We start from the raw sequence: 20859 nt of genomic DNA on the forward strand, positions 1-20859 counted from the left end.
AAATGTGATCACATATTGGTTGATGTGATTTCAAGTGTCAAACGACAAGATGGCTACAAAGCGCTGACGATGCGCAGCCAGTCGTGCACGGAGGTGGCCGCCTGCCTATCGGCGGAGCCACGGGCATGCGGCATGCCGCCGCCCATATCGCGCACCTCGCTCGGGCTCATGCCGAACTGGTGGCGGAAGGCGCGGGAGAAAGCGGAAATATCGGCAAAGCCGCAAGCATAGGCGATCTCGCCGACGGTGCGATGGCGCTCGTTCGCCAGCATGTCGAAGGCGGCACGCAGGCGGCGGGTGCGGATATAGTCGGTGACGCCGCCGATCGGCTCGAACAGCCGGTACAGCGAGGCGCGCGACAGGCCGAACATCTTGCACAGATGATCCGGGCCGAGATCCGGCAGCGCGATGTGCTGCTCGATATAACGGCGGATCTGCATGATGACGGCACCGCGCACCGTGGGCGAGGGAAGGCTGCGATCGGCGACCTGCGGGCCGACGAGGTTCGTCACGAGATTGGCGGTGGCCGTGACGATCGCCGGGGCTTCCTCCTGGCTGATATCCGCAAGATCCTCGAAAAGGGCGCGCAGATGGCTGCCGATCAGCCGGGCGCTACTTGTCGAGCGCTTGAGAAGGAGGCCGTGCAGGGCATCGTTCTGCACATCCTTGCTGAACAGCAAATGGCGCGGCAAAGCGAGGGTAAGATTGCGGCAATACTGTGTCTCGGCATGCATCGGGCGCGAGAGGTCGAAGATCGAGATGTCGCCCGCCTCCACCAGCATCGTCTCGCCGTTGACGGTGCGCACATCGCTGCCCTCCAGCGTCTTCTGCACGAAGATGAGGTCGAGGCCGCTGCGGGCGATGCGCTCGGAATCACGGGAAAAGGTATAGGTGGTGCCGAGCAGATCCGCGACGAAGAACACGGCCGGCCCCATGAAATAAGTCGAAAGCCCCGCGCGGAAATCCGTAATCTTTTCCGGTGTCGCCATGGTCGTGCCGAAGACAGGATCGAGCGTCTCGGCAAAGAGCTGGCTTTTGCGACGACAATCCGCGCCGGCTTCGGCAAGCACGGAGTTGGATGGCAGCTTGGCAGCAGAACTCATTCTCTCTCACGATGCTGGGACAACGGACAACATGCCTATCAAAGGATGGGTACGGTCGAAGGTTCCCGAAAATTCACCAGCGCACCGCAATTGAAGGCTTGGCAAGGCGTCTCATTCTTTTGTCCCCCCGTCTCATATTGCGGGTTGCGCTAAGTAATACAATTGACAGTTTCCCCACACTGCAACCCCATGGAAAATAAAGGGTCCATTCGGGCCTGCGGCACCGTGACAAGAACATAACAAGGCGTGCCGATTCGTATTTGGGGTACAGCAGGCATGGACCAGATTTCTTTTGACGATGGCTCGGTGGCATTCAAGGTGCCGCCGTTCGAATTCTTAAGCGCACCGGGTTTTGCAGAGACGAGGGACCGGCTGATTGCCGGCAAGCTCGCGCTCTATGAGGGCAACCACCTCTTCAACCGGCTGATCCTGGAAGAAGGCCGGTTCCTCTGTTATCTCGCCGCACTGTCGCTCCATGCCAGTCAGGACATGGCACAGCCCTCCACCTGGCTGACGCTCGGGCGTCTCCAGCGCGAGGTCACCGAGCTTGGCGTGGCCAGCCGCAACCGGGTCGAGGCGCAGGTCTCGTGCCTGCGCAAATACGGGTTCCTCACGCAGCAGCCGCATGCCTCGGACCGGCGGGTGCGCCTGCTCGTGCCGAGTGCTGCCCTTCTGGCGCGCGATGCGGGCATCCTCGGGCTTCTCGTCGATGGATTGTCGGATTTCGGGCTTTCGCCGACGGATGGACGCAGGGGGCCGCTGCCCGCGGAACTGCATCGCGGCATGCGGCGCGCCACGCTGCCGCTTTTGCCAGGCCTCAGCCGCATCATTCGCCGGCATCTGCCGCTGGCGCCGTTCTTCGCCCATGATTGCGGCTACATGATCCTGCTGCTTCTGCTGCGCGGCGGCCGGGAGAGCGGCGACAACTCCATTTCCACCGGATACCAGCGTCTCGCCACGCAGACCGGCGTTTCGCGCACCCATGTCCGCCGTATCGTCGAAGCGGCACGCGATGCCGGCCTGGTGACCACCACAGCCCGCGGCGGCCACGACATCCGCCTGACGCCGACGATGTGGCATGCCGCAGACCGCTGGTTTGCCGACAAACTCGCTTTGACGGACCTGCTGCTGCGCGAGGCGGTAGCGCAGGTGCAGCCCGCCGCTGCCGCCTAACCCGCGGAACCCCCGGAGCCTGCGGCGGCGAGAAGGATCGCCAGCAGCACATGCGTCAGGTGGTGCAGCGTCTGGTCTGCGCCGAAGAACCACCAGAATGTCGTCTGGCCCGGCGTCAGTTTCTGGCGCCGCGTCGCGATGCTTTTCAGCCGGTCGATGGTTCCATGCACCAGGGCATCGGCGAGGCCGAGCCAGGCAAGCGGCGGCGACACGACGAGGAAGAGCATGGCGGTGATCACGCCGTGCACGCTGGCATGGATCGCCAGCGGCTTGAACCAGCCCACCGGCCGGTCCTTACCCACCACCATCCGGCTCGTCTGGAAGACGAAATCCGCCAAAAAATGTTTGACGAGGAACGCCACCGAGGCGGCGGCGATCCACACAGTCGAGATCTGGTCGGGTATATCGATCATTCCGCTCCCGTCCGATCGACAGACGGCCTTATCGGCCGCCTGCCTCGATGATGCCCTTGGTCAGGCTGCCCGTCGCCGGATAGAGCGGAATGAGGCAGGCCTGGAGCGCATGATAGATGTCGCCCTTGCCGGCGAACAGGGTGTAACTTGGCAGAAGATCCTCGGTGAGCTCTTCATGCCAGCCGCCGCGGTCCTGATCGAGGAAATGGCGGGCGATCGAATCCCAGATCTTGCGATACCAGGTCTCGTGGAAGTCGCTCGGCAGGTGTTCCGCCAGGAAGGCCGCGGCCCCCACGCCTTCGGCCATCGGCCACCAGAGCTTGTTGCGCTTTGCCGGCTCGTCGTTCCAGTCGAGCGTGTAGAAGAAGCCGCCCTTCTCCTTGTCCCAGCCAAGCGCGATGGACTGCGCGAAGAGCGCCTTGGCCGCTTCCGACATCCAGCCGTGCTTCTTGCCGCCAAGCGCATAGAGCTGGAGGATGAGGCGCGCCCATTCCAGCCAATGGCCGGGTGTGGTGCCGGAGGGGCGGAACATCTCGTTGCCGCGATACTCCTTGTCGAGCACCCAGTTCTCGTCGAAATGTTCCGGCACGCGAAAACCGTTTTCGCCAGAGCGGCGGCGGATGACGAGGTCGGCGATGCTTTCCGCTTTGTCGAGATAGCTCTTCTCGCCGGTCGCCTCGAAGGCGGCCATCAGGGCTTCCGTCAGATGCATGTTGGAATTCTGGCCGCGATAGCCGGGGACCGGCGTCCAGTCGGCATCGAATTCTTCCGCGATCGCGCCGTGTTTGCCTTCCCAGAAGCGCCGCTCCAGGATTTCGGTGACGTCTGCGATCATGCGGTCGGCATCCGGGTGGCCGGCGAGCTTGGCGCTGGACGAGGCCAGCAGCACGAAGGCATGGCCGTAGCCCTGCTTGCTGGAATCGAGCAGGCCGGAATTGTCGAGCGACCAATGGTAGCCGCCGCGCTCCTGGTCGCGGTGCTTTTCCCAGAGATATTTCATGCCATGGTCGACGATATCATCGGAGCCGGGGCGGCCGAGCAGGCTGCCGATGGCGAAGCAATGCACCATGCGGGCGGTCGAATGGATGCCGCGCACCGGATTGCCGGGATTGAGCGGACGACCGTCCGCATCGAGCTCGTGGAAGCCGCCGACCGGATTGAAGGCCCGGTTCTGGAAGAAATCGAACAGGCGGTTTGCTTCCCGCCAGAGCCATTGGCGGTGATAGTCGCGCTTGCGCCAAGCCGTGCCAAGATGTCCCGTTGCGCCCATGATGCGTTCTCCTTTTTGATCGGTCCGCATTTATCGTGCCCTTGAGCCTTGGACAGCCGGAGCGCGGGGAGAGATACCGTGGCGTGAAGATCACGCACGGCCCGCAACGCTCGCAATGACGGCTGGCCTCGACAGGTGGGGAGGGGATTTATGGCCCAGAACGGCTGGCGTCGCAACCCACGCTCAGGCGGGTTTGATGTACCAGCCCCAGGGCTCGTCGCTGTTGAAGGAGGTGATCTGCTTGACTTCCAGATAGTTGGCGAGACCCCAGCGGCCGAGCTCGCGCCCGATGCCGGACTGCTTATAGCCGCCCCACGGCGCTTCGGTGAAGGTGGGCTGCGAGCAGTTGATCCAGACGATGCCGGCGCGAAACGCCCGCGCCACCCGCTCGCAACGCGCCTTGTCCTTCGACATGACGGCGGCGGCGAGGCCAAAACGGCTGTCATTCGCCATGCGGATCGCGTCCGCCTCGTCCTTGAACGGCTTTACGCAGACGACCGGCCCAAAGATTTCCTCTTTCCACACGAAACTGTCCTCCGCCATGGCGGTGAGGATGGTCGGTTCGAGGAAATAGCCGGTGTCGAGCCCTGCCGGCCGCTCGCCGCCGCCGGCAACCGTCGCGCCCTCCGCCTTGCCGCGTTCGATTGCGGCGAGAACCTTGTCGTACTGGTCCTTCGAGACGAGCGGGCCGAGCAAGGTTCCCTCCTCAAGCCCATTGCCGATGCGGATCTTTGCCGCTTCCGCGACGAGCCGCTCCAGAAGCGCCGGATAGAGGCTTTCCTCGACCAGCACGCGCGAGGTCGCAGAGCAGACCTGGCCCTGGTTCCAGAAGATGCCGAACAGGATCCACTCGACCGCCTTCTCGATATCGCTGTCGGCGAAGACGACGAAGGGCGACTTGCCGCCGAGTTCGAGGCTGACATTCTTGATGTCGCGCGCGGCGGCGGCCATGATCCTGGCACCCGTCGGCACCGAGCCGGTGAAGGCGAGCTTGTCGACGCCGGGATGTTCGGAGAGCGGCTGGCCGGCCTCAGGGCCGAGCCCCGTCACGATGTTGAGCACGCCCGCCGGAAGCCCGGCCTCCGTGACGATAGCGCCGAGTTCCAGCGCGGTGAGCGGCGTCAGTTCGGAGGGTTTCAGCACCAGGGTGCAACCGGCGGCGAGCGCCGGCGCCACCTTCCACGAGGCCATCAGCAGCGGATAGTTCCACGGGATGATCGCGCCCGAGACGCCGATCGGCTCGCGCACCACCTTGGAGGAGAAGCGCGGCTCGGCGAGCGCGATCGTCTCTTCCGGATTGTCGTCCAGCTCTTCGGCAAGGCCGGCATAGAAGGAGAAGCAGCCGGCCGTATCCTCCATGTCCCAGACGGCTTCCGGCATCGGCTTGCCGTTGTCGATCACTTCGAGACGGGCGAGCTCGTGTTTGCGGGCTAGGATGATCTCCGAGATGCGCCGCAGCACGGCGGCCCGCTCCTTGCCGGACATTTTTGGCCACGGACCTTCATCGAAAGCCCGCCGCGCCGCTTGAACCGCGGCGTCGATATCCGCGGCCGTGCCGGCCGGGGCGTGATGCACGACCTCCTCGGTCGCCGGATCGATGACCGGGAAAGTGCCGCCCTTCGCAGGTGACACCCATTTGCTGTCTATGAAGAGTTGTTCGCGCATCCCCTGTCTCCCGTTCTTTAGCTGGAGGCCCGTGCAGCACCAGTCGCGACACGCACGATTTCCTCCGCCGCCAGCGTTACGCCCGCCGCCTTGTGCATCTTTGCTGCATTCGCCTTCAGGCGCGCATGCATGGCCGTGTCTCCGAGCAGGCCTTTGATTGCGGCCGCAAGCTCGGCGTCGCTCCAGTCGTATCTTGCGAGCCGCTGGCCGACGCCGGTTTCCGCGGCGCGCGCCGCATTGTCGTGACCGTCCCAGCAGTAAGGCATGACGAGCGACGGCACGCCGTAATAGAGCGCCTCGCAGAAGGAATTGTTGCCACCGTGATGGATGAAGAGGCCCGCTTGCTCGACCACCGAGGGCTGCGGGAACCAGCTGTCGATAAAGACATTGTCCGGCACCTCGCGATAGTCGTCGCGCCAATGCCCGGCATTGACGAGGAAACGGTATGGCAAAGTGGCGAAGACGCCGATCATGCGCTTCATCATCGCCACGTCCATCGCGCCCAGCGAGCCGAAGCTCGTCAGCACCAGCGGCGCTTCGTTGTGGCTGGCAAAACGCGGCGGCGTATAGGGCGCTTCGTGGCGCACGCATCCGTCGAGGAAGACGAAGGTTTTTGGATCGAGTGGCTGATGGCGCTCGTGCCGGATGATTTCAGGTGCGAGCAGCAGGTTCAGCCAGGGCGACGGGTCGAGGAAATTAGGTGAAGACGGCGTCTTGAGGCCGCAGTCGCCAAGAAAGTCGGCGAACCGCTTGTGTGCTGGCGCAATGGTCTTTTGGTAGCCGGCGGCGAAGGTTGCCCAGGCCGCGCGCTCATCGTCGCCGCAGCCGGAGAGATAAGGCGGCACGTTTTCGTCCGGAATCTCGGTCTCGGCACAGGAGACAATGCGGATCCAGGGCACGCCGGCATTGGCGATGGCCGGGAACATCACCACGTTGTCGAGCACGATGGCATCGGGCTTCAGCCGGGCGAGAAGCTGGCGCAGCGGCTCTTCCACCCGCATCGCCGTGTCGACGATCGCCTCCCAGGTCGGGCCGACATAACTTTCGAGCTGGTCGAGCGGCGCCTGGCGAAAGGCATCCTGGTGGCGTTCGATGAAATCGGTCCAGTCGGTCGGCCCGCCGGCCTCGGCGTCCGAGAGCTGATATTCGGCAAACCCATATTCGGCAAAGACGCCGGAAAAACCCGGATGGCAGATAAAGACCGGGCGAAGGCCCAGGCGCCGCAGCTCCTGCGCGATGCCGACGCAGTTCAGCGCCGCGCCGTAGCTCGCTTCGGGAAACAGGGCGATGGTCTTTGCTGGCGCCATGGGGGCTAACGCACGACAAGCTTGAAGGCGGGGGGAACGCCGCGGCCGGCAAGCCGGGGGCGCTGCGATTGGGAGAGCTGTATATGCACACGCATCAGATCGGCGGCAAGCTCCATCTGGCCGCGCTCGATCTGCTCAAGGATCTGGATATGTTCGAGATTCGACTGCATCAGCCGGAAGGCATTGACATGGCCGGCAGGCGGACTGGCGCGGCGGCGGCGATGGTGGTTGACCAGCGCTTCGGCCATGAAGGGATTGCCGCAGGAGCGCGCGATCAGCAAGTGGAAATCGAAATCCGTGCGGTCGAAGAGCTTTCGGTCGAAGCTCGTCTCGTTCATGCCGCGCAGGATGAGCATGGACTGGCGCAGCGCCGTCATCGCCGGGATATCGCGCTTGAAATCCGGCAGGGTCAGCGCGAGCGGCTCGGTCGCAAGCCGAAACTCATAGCTCTTCGCCGCTGCATCGCCGCTGATCGCAAACTGCTTTAGCAACCATTGCTGCCCGGCGCCGCGCTCGGCGAGGTTTTCTTCCGCCAGTTTCATCAGCGCGTTTTGTACCATCTGGCGCGAGACGTCATAACGACGCTGGAGAGCGGCCACCGTCTGGTTCTCCGTGATGCGTCCGGCGGAAAGATCGCGCAGGATCCCGGCGTAGATTTCACTCTCGCCATCGCCCTCCGCTGTGTCCTCTAGGCGCGCTGTCGCCACCGGGTCCACGGCCAGGAGATACCCACCCTCGGCATCCGCCGTCACCACGCCACGCTCGGCAAGTATCTGCAAAGCCTTGCGGATTGGTGTTCTGGAGACGTTGCAGAGGGAGGCCAGCGCCTGTTCGGCAAGCCGCTCACCGGGCACCATGCCGCGCTCGCCCGCGACGTCCAGTATTTTTTGCGCCAGTTCGACATGGCGAAAATTGGTGCGCTTCGGCTCCGGGGTCATCTGCGGCATCTCACATCTATCGCCGCGCATGCTGCCCTTTGCGCCCGCTTTTCGCAAGTCCGCCGCACGGGATTTCGTTTCCGTGCACAAAATCGCCAAAGCCTATTGACGTATTTTTTTTATAAATAATACTGCCACTCCGACAGGAATGAGACCGGAGAACCGGCGCGCCCGTCGAAGAGGTTGGAACAATCGAACAAGGGAGTCTTCCGTGAACGCGAAGAACCGACTGACTGCGACCTCAGCGGCCGCGGCACTCATTGCCGCATGCCTAGCGGCGGGCGCGGCCTCCGCCGCCGATCTCGTCATCTCGAACTGGGACGGCTACATGGCGCCCGACATCGCCGATGCCTTTAAGGCCGCGACGGGGCTGGAGATCGAGGTGGTCAACCACGCCACCAACGAAGAGGTGATGGGCAAGCTGATGGCGAGCGGCGGCAAGGGTTATGACGTCGTCTTCGTCTCCTCGCCCTTCGCCGAAATCCTGAACGGGCAGGGCCTTGCCGAGCCGATCGACAAGGCGGCCGTGCCGAACCTCGCCAACCTCTATCCGGAGGCGACCACGCTTGCCTATGACCCCGGCAACACCTTCTCCGTGCCCTATACCTGGGGTTCGACGGGCCTCTGCTACCGCTCCGACCTCGTGGAAGGCACGCCGGACAGCTGGATGAACCTGCTACAGCCGACCGATGCGCTGAAGGGCAAGACGACGATGCTCGCCACCGACCGCTGGCTGATGGCGGCCGGCGAGCTTGCCAAGGGCTATTCGGTCAACGAGAAGGACCTGGCGAAGCTGGAAGAGGTGAAGAACCTCCTGGTCGAGGCGAAGAAGACCCTGCTCGCCTATGACGACACGACCTTCTATTCCAAACTCGTTTCAGGGGAAGCCTCGCTGGTGCAGGCCTGGGACGGCTGGTGCAACTACGGCATCACCGAGAACAAGGCCATCAAGTTCGTCGTGCCGAAGGAGGGTTCCGACCTCTGGATCGACACGATCGTCGTGATGAAGAGCTCGGAAAACAAGGAAGCCGCGATGAAGTTCATCAACTTCATCCTGGACGCCAAGAACCACGCCTGGGCCGCGCAGAACATTCTCTACAAGGTGCCGAACAAGGCCGCGATGGAAAGCCTCGACAAGGCGCTGGCCGAGCAATATCCGAACATGGCGATGGCCCCGGCCGACCTCGTGAAATACGAGCTGCTGCGTGACCTCGGCACCGCGCAGAAAGACTATTCGCGCATCGTGAGCGAGATCAAGGCCGCGAACTGATCGCGCGCCCCTGCCGTGGCGGTTCACGCCGCCACGGGCAATTCCAGTCCTGAATCCATCGATGCGCGGGTGCAGGTTGCGGCCCCGCGGGAGTGAAATAGTGTCTTTCAACGCCACCAGACCGACCCCGCTCGCCGCGCCCGGCGTCGCCTGGCTCGTCGCCTTCATGGTGGTGCCGTGCCTGCTGGTGCTGAGCTATGCCTTCTTCCAGCGCGGCGTCTGGGGTGGGGTGGAATATACGTTCACGCTGGAAAATTTCGCCCGCGTCGTCGATCCGCTCTACGCGAAGATCTTTCTCAATTCCGCCCGCATCGCGCTGGCGGCGACAGTCGTCGCGATCCTCATCGCTTATCCGGCCGCCTACGCGATTTCGCGCGCACCCAGAATGACGCAGCCGATCCTGCTGTTCTTCGCCGTGCTGCCCTTTTGGAGCAACTACCTGATCCGCACCTATGCCTGGATCGTGCTGCTCAACCGTGAAGGCCTGATCAACAATCTGCTGCGCACGCTCGGCTATACAGGTGAGCCGCTCTCGATGCTCTACACCGAGAGCGCCGTCATCACCGGCCTCGTCTACAACTACCTGCCCTTCGTCATCCTCGCGATCTATTCGACACTGTCGCGGCTGAACCCGGAACTGATGGAGGCCTCGCGCGATCTCGGCGCCGGCCCGGTCCGCACCTTCCTGCGCGTCACGTTGCCGCTCACCCTGCCGGGCGTCGCGGCCGGCGGCGTCTTCGTCTTCGTGCTCTCTATCGGCAATTTCGTGACCCCTGCGCTGCTCGGCGGCGGGCGGTTCCAGATGGTCGGAAACCTCGTCTACGACCAGTTCCTGACCGCCAATGACTGGCCCTTCGGGGCGGCGCTCGGCGCGGCGCTGATCCTCACGATGATCGTGCTTCTGCTGCTGCAAGCCCGCGCAACGGCGCATGCCTCCGGCGAGCGGAAAGCGGAGGCGGAGCGATGAGTGCCGCGCTGTCGCACAAGCTGCCCGGCCGCATCGTGCTCGTGCTGGTCTTCGGCTTCCTCTACCTGCCGATCGCCGTCCTGGTTTTGCTTTCCTTCAACGACAGCGGCCTTCCGACCTCCTGGTCCGGCTTTTCCACCCGCTGGTACGGTGCGCTGCTCGCCAACACCGATATCCTGCGCGCGGCCTGGAACACGCTGATCGTCGCCGTCTTCGCAACCGTCATCTCGACGGTGCTCGGCACGCTGCTGGCGCTCGGCATGGAAACGCGGAGGCGCAAGAGCAACGGGCTGGAAGCGCTCGCCTTCGCGCCGATGGTCATTCCCGATATCGTGCTCGCCGTGGCGCTGCTCACCTTCTTCTCGCGCCTCGGCCTGGCAATGGGGCTGCACACGATCATCATCAGCCATGTCATTTTCGACCTTGCCTTCGTCTGCTCGGTGGTGCGCGCACGGCTGAAACATTTCGACTTCTCCATCGTCGAGGCCTCGCGCGATCTCGGCGCCTCCGGCTGGACGACCTTCTGGCGCGTCACCTTCCCGGTGCTGCTGCCGTCGATCGTCGCGGGCGCGCTGCTCGCCTTCACGCTTTCGGTGGACGAGTTCATCATCGCCTTCTTCACGGCGGGCGCCGGGCGCTCGTCCATCACCCTTCCCATGCAGATCTATTCGATGATCCGCTTCGGCATCACGCCGGAGGTCAACGCGCTCGCCACCATCGTCATGGGTGTCAGCGCGACGGCGCTCCTGATCTCGCAATGGCTCAACAGAGAACAGCAGGTCCCATGAATTCATCGAGCAACCCGATCCTGCGCATCGAGGGCGTCGGCAAGTCGTTCGGGCCGGTGACGGCCGTTGACAATGTTTCGCTCGATATTCGTGAGAACGAGTTTTTCGCCCTGCTCGGTCCGTCCGGCTGCGGCAAGACCACGCTCCTGCGCATGCTCGCCGGCTTCGAGAGCCCGAATACCGGCCGCATCCTGCTTGAAGGCAAGGACATTTCGCCGCTGCCGCCGGAAAAGCGGCCGCTCAACCTGATGTTCCAGTCCTATGCACTGTTTCCTCATATGACGGTGCGGCAGAACCTTTCCTACGGGCTCGAAATGGAGCGGCTCGCCAAGACCGAAATCCGCCGCCGGGTCGACGAGACCATGGCGATGACCGACCTCACGCCCTTCGCTGACCGCAAGCCGGAGCAGCTTTCCGGCGGCCAGAAGCAGCGCGTGGCGCTCGCCCGCGCACTGGTCAAGCGCCCCAAGGTGCTGCTGCTCGACGAGCCACTCGGCGCGCTCGACAAGAAGCTGCGCGAACGCATGCAGCTTGAGCTGAAGCGCATGCAGCACGAGGCCGGCATCACCTTCATCATCGTCACGCACGACCAGGAAGAGGCCCTGGTGATGGCCGACCGCATGGCGATCCTCAAGGACGGGCGCCTGCTGCAGGTCGGGGCGCCGGAGGAAGTCTATGAGCGGCCGGCCGACCGGTTCGTCGCGAACTTCATCGGCGTGATGAATTTCATCGACGGCAAGGTAGGCGCCGATGGCGTTTTCGCGGCTGAAGGCCTGCAGGTGAAGGCCGCGGGCGCAAAAGCCGGACCGGCGACGCTCGCCATCCGCCCGGAAAACGTCGTTATCGGCCCGCCGGGCGATCATCCGGTCGCCGGTATGATCACCGACATCGCCTATCACGGGCTCGACCGGGTGCTGCATGTCAAAACGGCGGCTTCCGAGACACCGCTTCAAGTCCGCATTCCCGCAAGCGGGGCGGGCAACTGGAAGATCGGCGACGCGCTGAGCCTCAAGATCGACCCGGCGAAATGCCGGCTCTTCAATGCATAAAGAGGGAAACACCATGTCCAAGACGATAGCATTCTTCCCGGAAGCGGCCTTCGGCCCGGCGCTGAACTCGGTCGGCATCGCCCAAGCCGTCGAGGCGCTCGGCCACAAGGCGGTCTTCCTGTCCGACCCCGGCTTCGTCTCCGTCTATGAAGGCTACGGCTTCGAGGCGCATGCGGTGAACCTCTCCGAGCCCATGCCGCCGGAGCAGATGGCGAAATTCTGGGAGGACTTCATCAACGGCCACATCCCGAATTTCCGGAAATCGCCTTACGACCAGGTCGACAATTACGTGAAGGACTGCTGGACGGCGATCGTCGACAGCGCCAAATGGGCGCAAAAGGACCTGCCGGGCGTGCTGGCCAGGATCAAGCCGGACCTCATCTGCGTCGACAACGTCATCCTTTTCCCGGCGATCAAGCAGTACGGCAAGCCCTGGGTGCGCATCATCTCCTGCTCGGAAAACGAGATCGAGGACCCGAAAATCCCGCCGCATCTCTCCGGCTGCGGCGAGAAGGATTTCGCCGGCCATGCCGCCTATCGCGATCACTTCAACGACGTCATCAAGCCGATCCATGACGACTTCAACGGCTTCCTGGGTGAGAACGGCGAGGCGGCCTATCCGATCGGCCAGTTCTTCGAAGCCTCGCCCTTCATGAACCTGTTGCTCTATCCGGAGGCAGTGAAGTTCGAGCGCGAGCATCCGCTCGATCCAAAACAGTTCCAGTATCTCGAAGGCTGCGTGCGCAAGGAGAAGCCCTATGAGGTGCCGGAATTTGCGGAGAACAACGACAAGCCTCTGCTTTACATTTCCTTCGGCTCGCTCGGGGCAGGGGACACCGATCTCCTGAAGCGCCTGATCGTGACGATCGGGAAGCTGCCCTATCGCGCGCTGGTCAATGTCGGCGATTACAAGGACCAGTATGAGGATCTGCCGGGCAATATCATCGTCGACAGCTGGTTTCCGCAACCGTCCGTCATCCCGCAGGTCGATGCGGTCATCCATCACGGCGGCAACAACTCGTTCACGGAATGCCTCTATTTCGGCAAGCCGGCGATCATCATGCCCTATGTCTGGGATGGTCATGACAATGCAACGCGCGTCGACGAGACCGGCCACGGCTTCAAGATGCCGCGCTACGACTGGACGGATGCAGACCTTGCGGCAAAGCTCGATGCTTGCGTCAACAACCCGACCATGAAGACGCGCCTCGCCGCCACCAGTGCGCATATGCAGGCGCGCAACGGCCCGAAAAAGGCCGCCGGCATTCTCGACGAACTCGTGAAGACGGGCGCCTACAATGGTTGAGACGACGAAATCCTCTGCGCCGCATATCTACGAGGCCACGACCTTTTCCGACCTCGTCGACTGGGGCAGCCAGCCGGACAGCCTGGAAGGCCAGTCCAAATCCTCCGGCCGCCTCGTCTTCAAGGGGCCGAACAACCAGCCGGAATCCGGCATCTGGGTCTGCACGCCCGGCCGCTGGCGGCTGTCGATCCCACGCGACGAATTCTGCCATTTCGTGGCGGGCAGGGCTGTCTATCGCTCGGATGATGGCGAGGTGATCGAAGTCGAGGCCGGAACCGTCGTCCTGTTTCGGGCTGGCTGGACCGGCGAATGCACTGTCATCGAGACCATGCGCAACATCTACATGCTGGCCTGACGCGAGAAAAAACCGAAAGGAAACCCCAAATGACCGCAACCCCACTCATGCGCAAGCCGCTCGAAGAAACCGACCTCAAGGACTGGGGCGTCATCCCCACCATGATCGAGGGCGAAAGCCGCACCTCCGGCAAGGTCATCTACAAAGGCCCGAACGGTGAGTCCGAGAGCGGCCTGTGGATCTGCACCCCCGGCAAATGGTTCTGCCACGTCACCAGCGACGAGTTCTGCCATTTCCTCGAAGGCCGGTGCACCTATGTGCATGAAAGCGGCGAGGTGATCGAGATCACGCCGGATACGGCTGCGTTCTTTCCGAAGGACTGGAAGGGCGAATGCACGGTCCATGAGACGGTGAAGAAGGTCTACATGATCCGGTAGCAGGATACCCCCTCATCCGCCCCTTTCGGGGCACCTTCTCCCCGCCGGGGAGAAGGGGAGATGTGACCGTTGAGGGGGTATTCGCCAGCGCCGCACATGCGGCATCCCCCTCTCCCCTCGGGGACAGGGCAGGGTGAGGGGGCTGCTGCGCCCGCCGACAGCAAAGGAAAATGCCATGTTCAACCCCGCCGAACCCGTCTTCTACCGGCATCCGGCCTATCTCCCGAGCGATGGCACGCGCCACACGGTGATCGACCCCGCGACGCTCGCGACCGTCGGCACCATCGCCGATACCACGCTGGCGGAGATGGAGACGGTGCTGGACGACGCCGCCAAGGCGCAACGCGACTGGAAGCGGCTCGATGCCAAGACACGGGCGACGGTCCTCCACCGTATCGCCAACCGCATCGAGACGACGGATATGCGGCGTTGCGCGGAACTGATGTCGCGCGAGATGGGCAAACCCTATCCCGAGGCGATCGGCGAGGTTGCCAATTGCGCCGGCGCATTCCGCTATTTCGCGGAAATGGCGCGCGACGAGGCCGGCAAGGTAGCCGGCACGACGCAGGCTGGCTCCTTCCAGCATGCGCGCTACGAGGCGCTCGGCACCAGCGTGCATATCATGCCGTTCAATTTCCCGATCCTGCTGATGTGCTGGACGGTCGCCGCGTCGCTGGCCTCCGGCAATGCCTGCATCATCAAGCCGGCACCCGCGACGACGCTCTCCACATTGGAATTCATGGCTGTCTTTGAGGCCTTGCCGGACGGCCTGATCGCCTGCCTGCCGGGCGGCGCCGAACTCGGCAGCGCGCTGATCGCCTCGCCGAAAACCCATGCAGTGGCCTTCACCGGCTCGGTTGCCGCGGGAAAGGCTGTGGCGATGGCGGCGGCGGGGGAGATGAAGCCGGCGGTGATCGAGGCGGGCGGGTCCGATCCGATGATCGTCACGGCGCATGCGCCGCTCGATGTCGCGGCCGCCGGCGCCGTTACCGCAGCCTTCCATATGTCCGGCCAAGTCTGCACTTCGGCGGAGCGCTTCTTCGTCGTCAATGCGGTGCACGATGCCTTCATCGAAAAATTCACGGCAGAGACAAAGCGGCTGCGCATCGGCAACGGCCTTACCCGCGCGGAAATCGGGCCGCTGGTCAGCGAGGCGGCGCGGGCGAAGGTCATCCGGCTCGTCGAGGATGCGAAGGCCAAGGGTGCCACCGCCGTGATCGGCGGAAAGATCCCCGCGAGCGAGCCGACCGGCTGGTTCTACGAGCCGACCATTCTCACCGGTTGCACGCCGGACATGGCGATCATGCGGAAAGAATGTTTCGGCCCCGTCGCCGCGGTGATGCGGGTAGCCGACTTCGACGAGGCGATCAAGCGGGCGAATGACAGCGAGTTCGGCCTCGGCGCCTCTATCTTCACCACCTCGCTCGAAGAGGCGATGGAGGCGGCGGACCGGCTGGAGGCGGGCATGGTCTGGGTCAACAACCCGCTGATCGACAATGACGCGCTGCCTTTCGGCGGCTGGAAGAAATCCGGCCTCGGCCGCGAGCTTTCGAAACTCGGCCTCGATGCTTTCCGCCGCTCCAAGATGGTCATCATCGACCACAAGCCAATGATCCAGAGCTGGTGGTATCCCTATCCGGACGACTGGTTCTACGAGGAGGGCGGGCGCAAGCACGTCTGAAACGGGCAACTTTTTGAGGAAAATACAATGATCATCACCCTTCTCGGCGGCGCGGGCTTCATGGGCGCGGGCATCGTGCGCGACCTGGTTTCCGACCGCGCCATCATCGATATTACCACCATCCGCCTCTGCGACGCTTCGCGGGAGAAGATGGAGGCTTTGGCGCGCGAACTCGGCGACCCGCGCATCACGCTTGTCGATCTCGACGTGACGAACCCGGACGCGCTGAATGCGGCGATTGCCGGCGCAGACATCTGCATCAACTGCGTGCCGACCCTGCTCGGCTTCCAGATGAGGATTTTCGAGGCCGCACTCGCCCTCAAGGTGCCCTACATGGATCTCGGCGGCCTCGGCACCTACACCGTCAAGCAGCTGGCCGAGCACGAGCGCTTCAAGGCGGCGGGCGTACCGGCGGTCATCGGCTGCGGTGCGGATCCGGGCATGTCGAACGTCATCTGCCGGGCGGTCGCCGACGAGCTGGACGAGATCGACAGGATCAACCTCTACTGGGCGGCAGAACTTACCGGCGATGAAAACCCCGTCCTCGTGCCGCCCTACAGCGTCTCGACGGTGCTTGCCGAATATGCCCATCCGAGTACGCAGTTCTACGACGGCAAACATGTCGAATGCGCGCCGATGAGCGGCAGCGAGTTTCTCGACCTGCCGGAGCCCTGGGGACGCTGCGAATTCCTGCATTCGCCGCATTCCGAACAGCTCACCGTGCCGCTCGCCGATGGCATCCGCGAGAAGGGCATTCGGGAATTCTCCTGGAAGCTGCACCTGCCGCATCGCGAGCACGAGGCCTGGATCGGCCTGGTAAAGGCCGGCTTCGGCGATTTCGACGAGCCAGTCGAGATCGGCGGAGTCAAGGTCAAGCCGCTCGACGTGCTGAACAAGGTGATCGAACGCAACATCCGCAAGAATGCGGAAAAGATCCCGGCGCAGGACAGCCACGAAATCCATTTCGCCATCGGCCGCGGCCGCAAGGACGGCGTGGAGCGCACCGTTCGGGTCGAGGTGACGGTCTCGCCGGATCCGATGTATGGACCCTATGTCGATGCCTGCACATCGATGAATGCCTCCATCGCCGCTCAGCTCATTCTCGCCAATCCGAAGAAGCCGGGCGTGCACGCACCTGAAAGCTATTTCGACGTCGCGACCTATTTTCCGGAACTGGAAAAACGGAAATTCCGCATCGCAAAAATTGTCTCATGACGAAAGTGTGAAAGGCGAATTCACGAGTGTGGCGAAAATGAGAAAAAATACCCTACCAATCTTATAGGGATAATATATAAATCATCTCCAGAGAACGGGCGGGCATGAATGTCCGCCACGGAGAGACCGGAAAATCCGGCCTCCATAGCAAGGGATGATTGCGAATGAGCAATGCGAAACTCGGCGGCCGTTCCACCTATGGTTCCTTCAGCGCAACCAGCGACCGCAGAGCGCGCCGCGCAGAGCGGCAGGTCCTCGTCAGCAACATCGCCGTCGTCGTCGCCTTCCTCTTCGTCAGCGCCGTCGTCTTCGGCCTCGTCGGCTGACAACTTTCCCCCTGATTTCAAATCCATATCAAGGTCTCGCGCCGCTTACTTTCAGCGGCCCCTTCTCAGCTTGCCGATGCGGCGATAAGAATCGCCGCGGAGCGTCGAACGCACGCTCGGCTGTTGAGGAGACCACGATGCCGCACGTCATATTGAAAATGCTCGAAGGTCGCACCGAAGAGCAGAAGCAGGCGCTCACCGAAGCGCTGACAAGGGCCGTGACGGAATCGTTGGGCTGCGGCGAAAATCTCGTGTCCGTCGCGATCGAGGATTTCAAGGACGAGGAGTGGATGGCCAAGGTCTACGGGCCTGACATCCAGGAGCGCTCCGCCACGATATACAGAATGCCGGGATACGGCCCCGAAGCCTGATATCCGCCGGATCGGCAACTCATGGTATTCAGGTTGTCCGATTCCGCAGCAAAGCCGGCCCCATGAGCGTTCCGACGACCCATCCTTTCGACTTCGATCCGACCTATGGCATGACGCTCGAACAGCTTCTCGCCATCCGGCCGCCCCCAGCGCCGGAAGGTTTCGCGGCATTCTGGGAGGCGCGCTATCGCAAGGCGCTTGCCGTCGATCCGATGCCATCCCTCAGCGGGAGCACGGCCAGCCATCCGGACTGGCAGGTCAGCGACATCGTCTACACTTCGACAGGCTCCTTCCAGATCGGCGGATGGCTGCTTGTTCCTCGCACCGGCATCGTCCGGCGCGCCCTCGTGGTCGGCCATGGTTACGGTGGTCGGGAGCAGCCGGATTTCGATATCCCGGTCGAGGAGACAGCGATCCTGTTTCCGTGTTTCCGGGGATTGTCGCGCAGCGCAAGGCCGCCGATTTCTGAAAGCCCGGCATGGCACGTCCTCAACGACATCGACAAACCCGACGACTATATCATCGCCGGCTGCGTCGAGGACCTGTGGCTTGCCGTCTCCGCGCTCGTCCGCCTATTTCCCGAGACCGCCGGGCATATCGGCTATAGCGGTATCAGCTTCGGCGGCGGCATCGGGGCGCTGGCCATTCCGTTCGATGAGAGGATCGACCGCGGATATCTGGAAGTGCCGACATTCGGGCATCGGCCGCTGTGGCTGACCTTGCCCACCACCGGCAGCGCGCAGGCCGTGCAGATCTACCAGCGCCGGCATCCCGGTGTGCTTGAAAATCTGCGCCTGTTCGATGCGGCGACGGCGGCGGCGCGCATTAGCGTGCCGATGCTGATGGCGCCGGCGCTTTTTGATCCCGCGGTGGCCCCGCCCTGCCAGTTCGCCGTGGCAAATGCACCGCCGAAATTTAACGAAAGTTTCATACTGGACGCAGGTCATTTCGACTACGTTGGCGCCGCAGCACAGAGAGCTTTGTTGCGAGAGAAGATCGGAAAACTCTTCAGGGCGCCATGAACCGCGAATATTTCCGCTGGTACAGCCCCAGGCTTCATCGCGATATGGAACTCCTGGTATTCGGCCATGCCGGTGCCAAGGTGCTGATGTTTCCGACACGGGACGGGCGGTTCTGGGAATATGAGCAGCTCGGCATCGTCGGCAGCCTCGGCGAGAAGCTCTCGGCCGGCCATCTTCAGCTCTATTGCATCGACGGGCTGGCCAACGAGAGCTTTTATGGCGCCCACCGGCATCCGGCGGATCGCATCCGGCGTCATGCAGCACTTGAAGATTATGTGCTCAACGAAGTGCTGCCGCTGATGGCGCAGAAGAATGCACATGACTGCACCATCGTGCAGGGATGCAGCCTTGGCGCCTACCAGGCTGCCAGCCTGGTGTTCCGCCACCCGCATCTGTTCCGCAAGCTCGTCGCCTTTTCAGGCCGTTATGACCTGACATTGAAGGTTGAAAGCTTCGACGACCTCTTCAGTGGCTATTACGACGACACCATCTATTTTCACACGCCGACCCATTTTCTGCCGCAGCTTTCCTGCGACTGGCGGCTGGACAGGCTCAAGCAGGTGGACATCGTCCTGACCATCGGCAACGAGGATCCGTTCCTCGACAACAACCGCCATCTCAGCCAGGTGTTGACCGACAAGGGCGTTGGCCACCAGCTGCATTTCTGGGATGGCCGCGCCCACCGTGCTGGTGCGTGGCGGAGAATGGCGCCGCTCTATATTTAAGCAGCGCTCGTAGCGCCTTTCTAAAGTGCCGGAGCCGCTACGGGCCTCTTGAAGCGCAAGCCAAGCACGAGGGGCACGCTGATCGCGTAAACGACGACGACCGACAGCCAGATCGCGCCCGGCCATTCCTCCCTGACGACGAAATAGAAGCTTGAGAACCCCAATGGAGTGACGATCGAGGCGAGGCTTACGGCCGACGCCAGCACGCCCTGGAACTGGCCCTGCTGGCTCTCGTCCACCTGGCGGGTCGCGAGAGATTGCAGCGCCGGCACGCCGATACCGCCAAGCGCGAATACCGGCATGATCGCGAAGATCATCCAGCCCTCGGTGGCGAAGGCCATGACGATGAGCGCCACGCACGCACCGGCGACGCCCGTCAGAATGGTGGCGCGTTCGCCGAAACGTTTGACGGCAGGGCCGGGAAGGAAGGCCTGGGCTAGCGTCTGGCAGACACCGAAAGTGCCGAGCGAAAGGCCGATCCAGAGCCCGCTCCAGTGGAAGGTGTCGCTGCCCCAGAGCGCCCAGCAGGTGCCGTAGACCTCGCCGGTGGCGCTGAAGACGAAGAAGATGATGACGATCGGCAGCAGGCGCTTCACCGAGAAGACCCAGCGCAGCGGTCGGAGCGGATTGAGCGCTGCGAGGTCGATCTTTTCGCGGGTCGGGATGCGCGATTCCGGCAGCGCGAAGAACGCCAGCAGGAGATTGCAGCCGTTCAGCACGGCCGCGAAGACGAACGGCAGCCGCAGCCAGTAATCACCCAGCGCGCCGCCGAGCACGGGGCCGACGATGAAACCCATGCCGAACATCGCGTTGAAGAGGCCAAAGCGGCGCGCGCGTTTGTCCTCCGGGGAAATGTCGGTGATGTAGGCGGTCGCGACCGAGATATTGGCGCTCGTCAGGCCCGCAATGGCGCGGCCGAGCAGCAACATCCAGAGGCTGGGGGCGAAAGCGAGGAACAGGTAGTTGATGGCTGCGCCGGCAAGCGAGATCAGCAGGACCGGGCGCCGGCCGAGCAGGTCGCTCAGCGAGCCGAGCACAGGTGCGAAGATGAACTGCATGATCGCATAGAGCGCCGTCATGATGCCGATGGTGGGCGCCACGTTGTCGGCGTGTGTCACCTCCTGCAGCAGCGAGGGGAGAATGGGAAAGATGAGGCCGATACCGACGGCATCGAGGACAATGGCGGTGAAGATGACAATGAGGGATTTGTTCATAGCGGGTTCCGGTCGACGCAAGCGCACGACGCCGCGAGGCGCGAATGGCTTGCGATTGGGCCTGAGGGATCTCAGGCGATGGGTTTCTTGGGAACGCTGGCCGAACCATGCTCAAAAATGCATGGAGGGCGTGTGCTTGGCCGCCTGGACGACAATTCGTCCACCTGTTTACTCCGCCAGTGGGCGGATCAAGGGAAGCAGCCGCTTTTCGCGGTAAACGCCATTTACGCCTGACGACGTTGCGCGGCAAGTCCCTTTTATGAACAATACGACCCGGTGTCGCCTCTGCCGAGGCCGGCCCGTTCATGGGCCGGCCTCGTTATC

Annotated in this window: 21 protein-coding genes; 14 read left to right on the plus strand and 7 right to left on the minus strand. The window is 63.1% G+C overall.

All coding sequences use genetic code 11. From position 1 onward, the window contains the following. Positions 1-53: 53 nt before the first annotated feature. Positions 54-1103 (minus strand): helix-turn-helix domain-containing protein, encoded by a 1050-nt coding sequence (locus J2Y63_RS10490; protein WP_435266044.1) that lies wholly within the window; start codon positions 1101-1103, stop codon positions 54-56. Positions 1104-1379: 276 nt separating this feature from the next. Between J2Y63_RS10490 and J2Y63_RS10495 the strand changes: the two genes are divergently transcribed. Continuing rightward, the gene (locus J2Y63_RS10495; RefSeq protein ID WP_435266045.1) at positions 1380-2276 is read left to right on the plus strand and encodes a hypothetical protein; all 897 of its coding nucleotides are present in this window, start codon (positions 1380-1382) and stop codon (positions 2274-2276) included. On the opposite strand, the gene J2Y63_RS10500 is transcribed toward J2Y63_RS10495, so the two are convergent. From J2Y63_RS10500 to J2Y63_RS10520, 5 genes are all read right to left on the minus strand, one after another. Next, a complete protein-coding gene (locus tag J2Y63_RS10500) occupies positions 2273-2689 on the minus strand; it encodes a DUF3307 domain-containing protein (protein WP_256116785.1) in 417 nt (138 codons plus the stop codon). The two genes, J2Y63_RS10495 and J2Y63_RS10500, sit on opposite strands and share 4 nt — an antisense overlap. Positions 2690-2717: 28 nt before the next feature. Further along, on the minus strand, positions 2718-3959 hold the full coding sequence (locus J2Y63_RS10505; protein ID WP_435266046.1) for an AGE family epimerase/isomerase: 1242 nt from the start codon (positions 3957-3959) through the stop codon (positions 2718-2720). 183 nt (positions 3960-4142) lie between these two features. After that, positions 4143-5624 (minus strand): aldehyde dehydrogenase family protein, encoded by a 1482-nt coding sequence (locus J2Y63_RS10510; protein ID WP_435266047.1) that lies wholly within the window; start codon positions 5622-5624, stop codon positions 4143-4145. A gap of 17 nt (positions 5625-5641) precedes the next feature. Next, complete coding sequence (locus J2Y63_RS10515; protein WP_435266048.1) at positions 5642-6931, minus strand: glycosyltransferase; 1290 nt, start codon at positions 6929-6931, stop codon at positions 5642-5644. Positions 6932-6936: 5 nt separating this feature from the next. Continuing rightward, positions 6937-7878: a GntR family transcriptional regulator gene (locus J2Y63_RS10520; RefSeq protein WP_435266049.1), complete on the minus strand. Its 942-nt coding sequence runs from the start codon at positions 7876-7878 to the stop codon at positions 6937-6939. 202 nt (positions 7879-8080) lie between these two features. Here J2Y63_RS10520 and J2Y63_RS10525 point away from each other — a divergent pair, with 202 nt between their 5' ends. The 13 genes from J2Y63_RS10525 to J2Y63_RS10585 all read left to right on the plus strand — a co-directional run bounded on the left by J2Y63_RS10525 (position 8081) and on the right by J2Y63_RS10585 (position 19321). Next, a complete protein-coding gene (locus J2Y63_RS10525) occupies positions 8081-9139 on the plus strand; it encodes a polyamine ABC transporter substrate-binding protein (protein ID WP_435266050.1) in 1059 nt (352 codons plus the stop codon). 166 nt (positions 9140-9305) lie between these two features. Then, positions 9306-10106 carry an ABC transporter permease gene (locus J2Y63_RS10530; RefSeq protein WP_435266079.1) on the plus strand — a complete coding sequence of 267 codons (801 nt, stop codon included), beginning with the start codon at positions 9306-9308 and terminating at the stop codon, positions 10104-10106. Then, positions 10103-10894 (plus strand): ABC transporter permease, encoded by a 792-nt coding sequence (locus tag J2Y63_RS10535; protein WP_435266051.1) that lies wholly within the window; start codon positions 10103-10105, stop codon positions 10892-10894. The genes J2Y63_RS10530 and J2Y63_RS10535 overlap by 4 nt, the downstream gene beginning before the upstream one ends. Next, positions 10891-11943, plus strand: a complete 1053-nt coding sequence (locus J2Y63_RS10540) for an ABC transporter ATP-binding protein (RefSeq protein WP_435266052.1) — start codon at positions 10891-10893, stop codon at positions 11941-11943. Before J2Y63_RS10535 ends, J2Y63_RS10540 begins: the two co-directional genes overlap by 4 nt. Positions 11944-11956: 13 nt before the next feature. Next, entirely contained in the window at positions 11957-13249 is a 1293-nt protein-coding gene (locus J2Y63_RS10545; RefSeq protein ID WP_435266053.1) for a nucleotide disphospho-sugar-binding domain-containing protein, read from the plus strand. After that, positions 13242-13604: a cupin domain-containing protein gene (locus J2Y63_RS10550; RefSeq protein WP_435266054.1), complete on the plus strand. Its 363-nt coding sequence runs from the start codon at positions 13242-13244 to the stop codon at positions 13602-13604. Before J2Y63_RS10545 ends, J2Y63_RS10550 begins: the two co-directional genes overlap by 8 nt. 29 nt (positions 13605-13633) lie before the next feature. Beyond that, the gene (locus J2Y63_RS10555) at positions 13634-13981 is read left to right on the plus strand and encodes a cupin domain-containing protein (protein ID WP_064333342.1); all 348 of its coding nucleotides are present in this window, start codon (positions 13634-13636) and stop codon (positions 13979-13981) included. A gap of 175 nt (positions 13982-14156) precedes the next feature. Continuing rightward, positions 14157-15662: an aldehyde dehydrogenase family protein gene (locus J2Y63_RS10560; RefSeq protein ID WP_435266055.1), complete on the plus strand. Its 1506-nt coding sequence runs from the start codon at positions 14157-14159 to the stop codon at positions 15660-15662. A gap of 27 nt (positions 15663-15689) precedes the next feature. Beyond that, positions 15690-16877: a saccharopine dehydrogenase family protein gene (locus tag J2Y63_RS10565; RefSeq protein WP_435266056.1), complete on the plus strand. Its 1188-nt coding sequence runs from the start codon at positions 15690-15692 to the stop codon at positions 16875-16877. Between the two features lie 164 nt (positions 16878-17041). Next, positions 17042-17203: a hypothetical protein gene (locus J2Y63_RS10570; protein WP_256116771.1), complete on the plus strand. Its 162-nt coding sequence runs from the start codon at positions 17042-17044 to the stop codon at positions 17201-17203. 137 nt (positions 17204-17340) lie between these two features. Further along, positions 17341-17574: a tautomerase family protein gene (locus tag J2Y63_RS10575; RefSeq protein ID WP_256116770.1), complete on the plus strand. Its 234-nt coding sequence runs from the start codon at positions 17341-17343 to the stop codon at positions 17572-17574. Between the two features lie 62 nt (positions 17575-17636). Continuing rightward, complete coding sequence (locus J2Y63_RS10580; RefSeq protein ID WP_435266057.1) at positions 17637-18596, plus strand: acetylxylan esterase; 960 nt, start codon at positions 17637-17639, stop codon at positions 18594-18596. Beyond that, positions 18593-19321 (plus strand): esterase family protein, encoded by a 729-nt coding sequence (locus J2Y63_RS10585; protein WP_435266058.1) that lies wholly within the window; start codon positions 18593-18595, stop codon positions 19319-19321. The genes J2Y63_RS10580 and J2Y63_RS10585 overlap by 4 nt, the downstream gene beginning before the upstream one ends. A gap of 20 nt (positions 19322-19341) precedes the next feature. Here J2Y63_RS10585 and J2Y63_RS10590 read toward each other — a convergent pair whose 3' ends face one another. Next, positions 19342-20535, minus strand: coding sequence for a TCR/Tet family MFS transporter (locus J2Y63_RS10590; RefSeq protein ID WP_435266059.1), 1194 nt, complete (start codon positions 20533-20535; stop codon positions 19342-19344). Between the last annotated feature and the right edge of the window lie 324 nt (positions 20536-20859).

The sequence above is a fragment of the Shinella sp. BE166 genome (assembly GCF_051201095.1).
In the GTDB taxonomy this organism is placed as follows: Bacteria; Pseudomonadota; Alphaproteobacteria; order Rhizobiales; family Rhizobiaceae; genus Shinella; species Shinella lacus.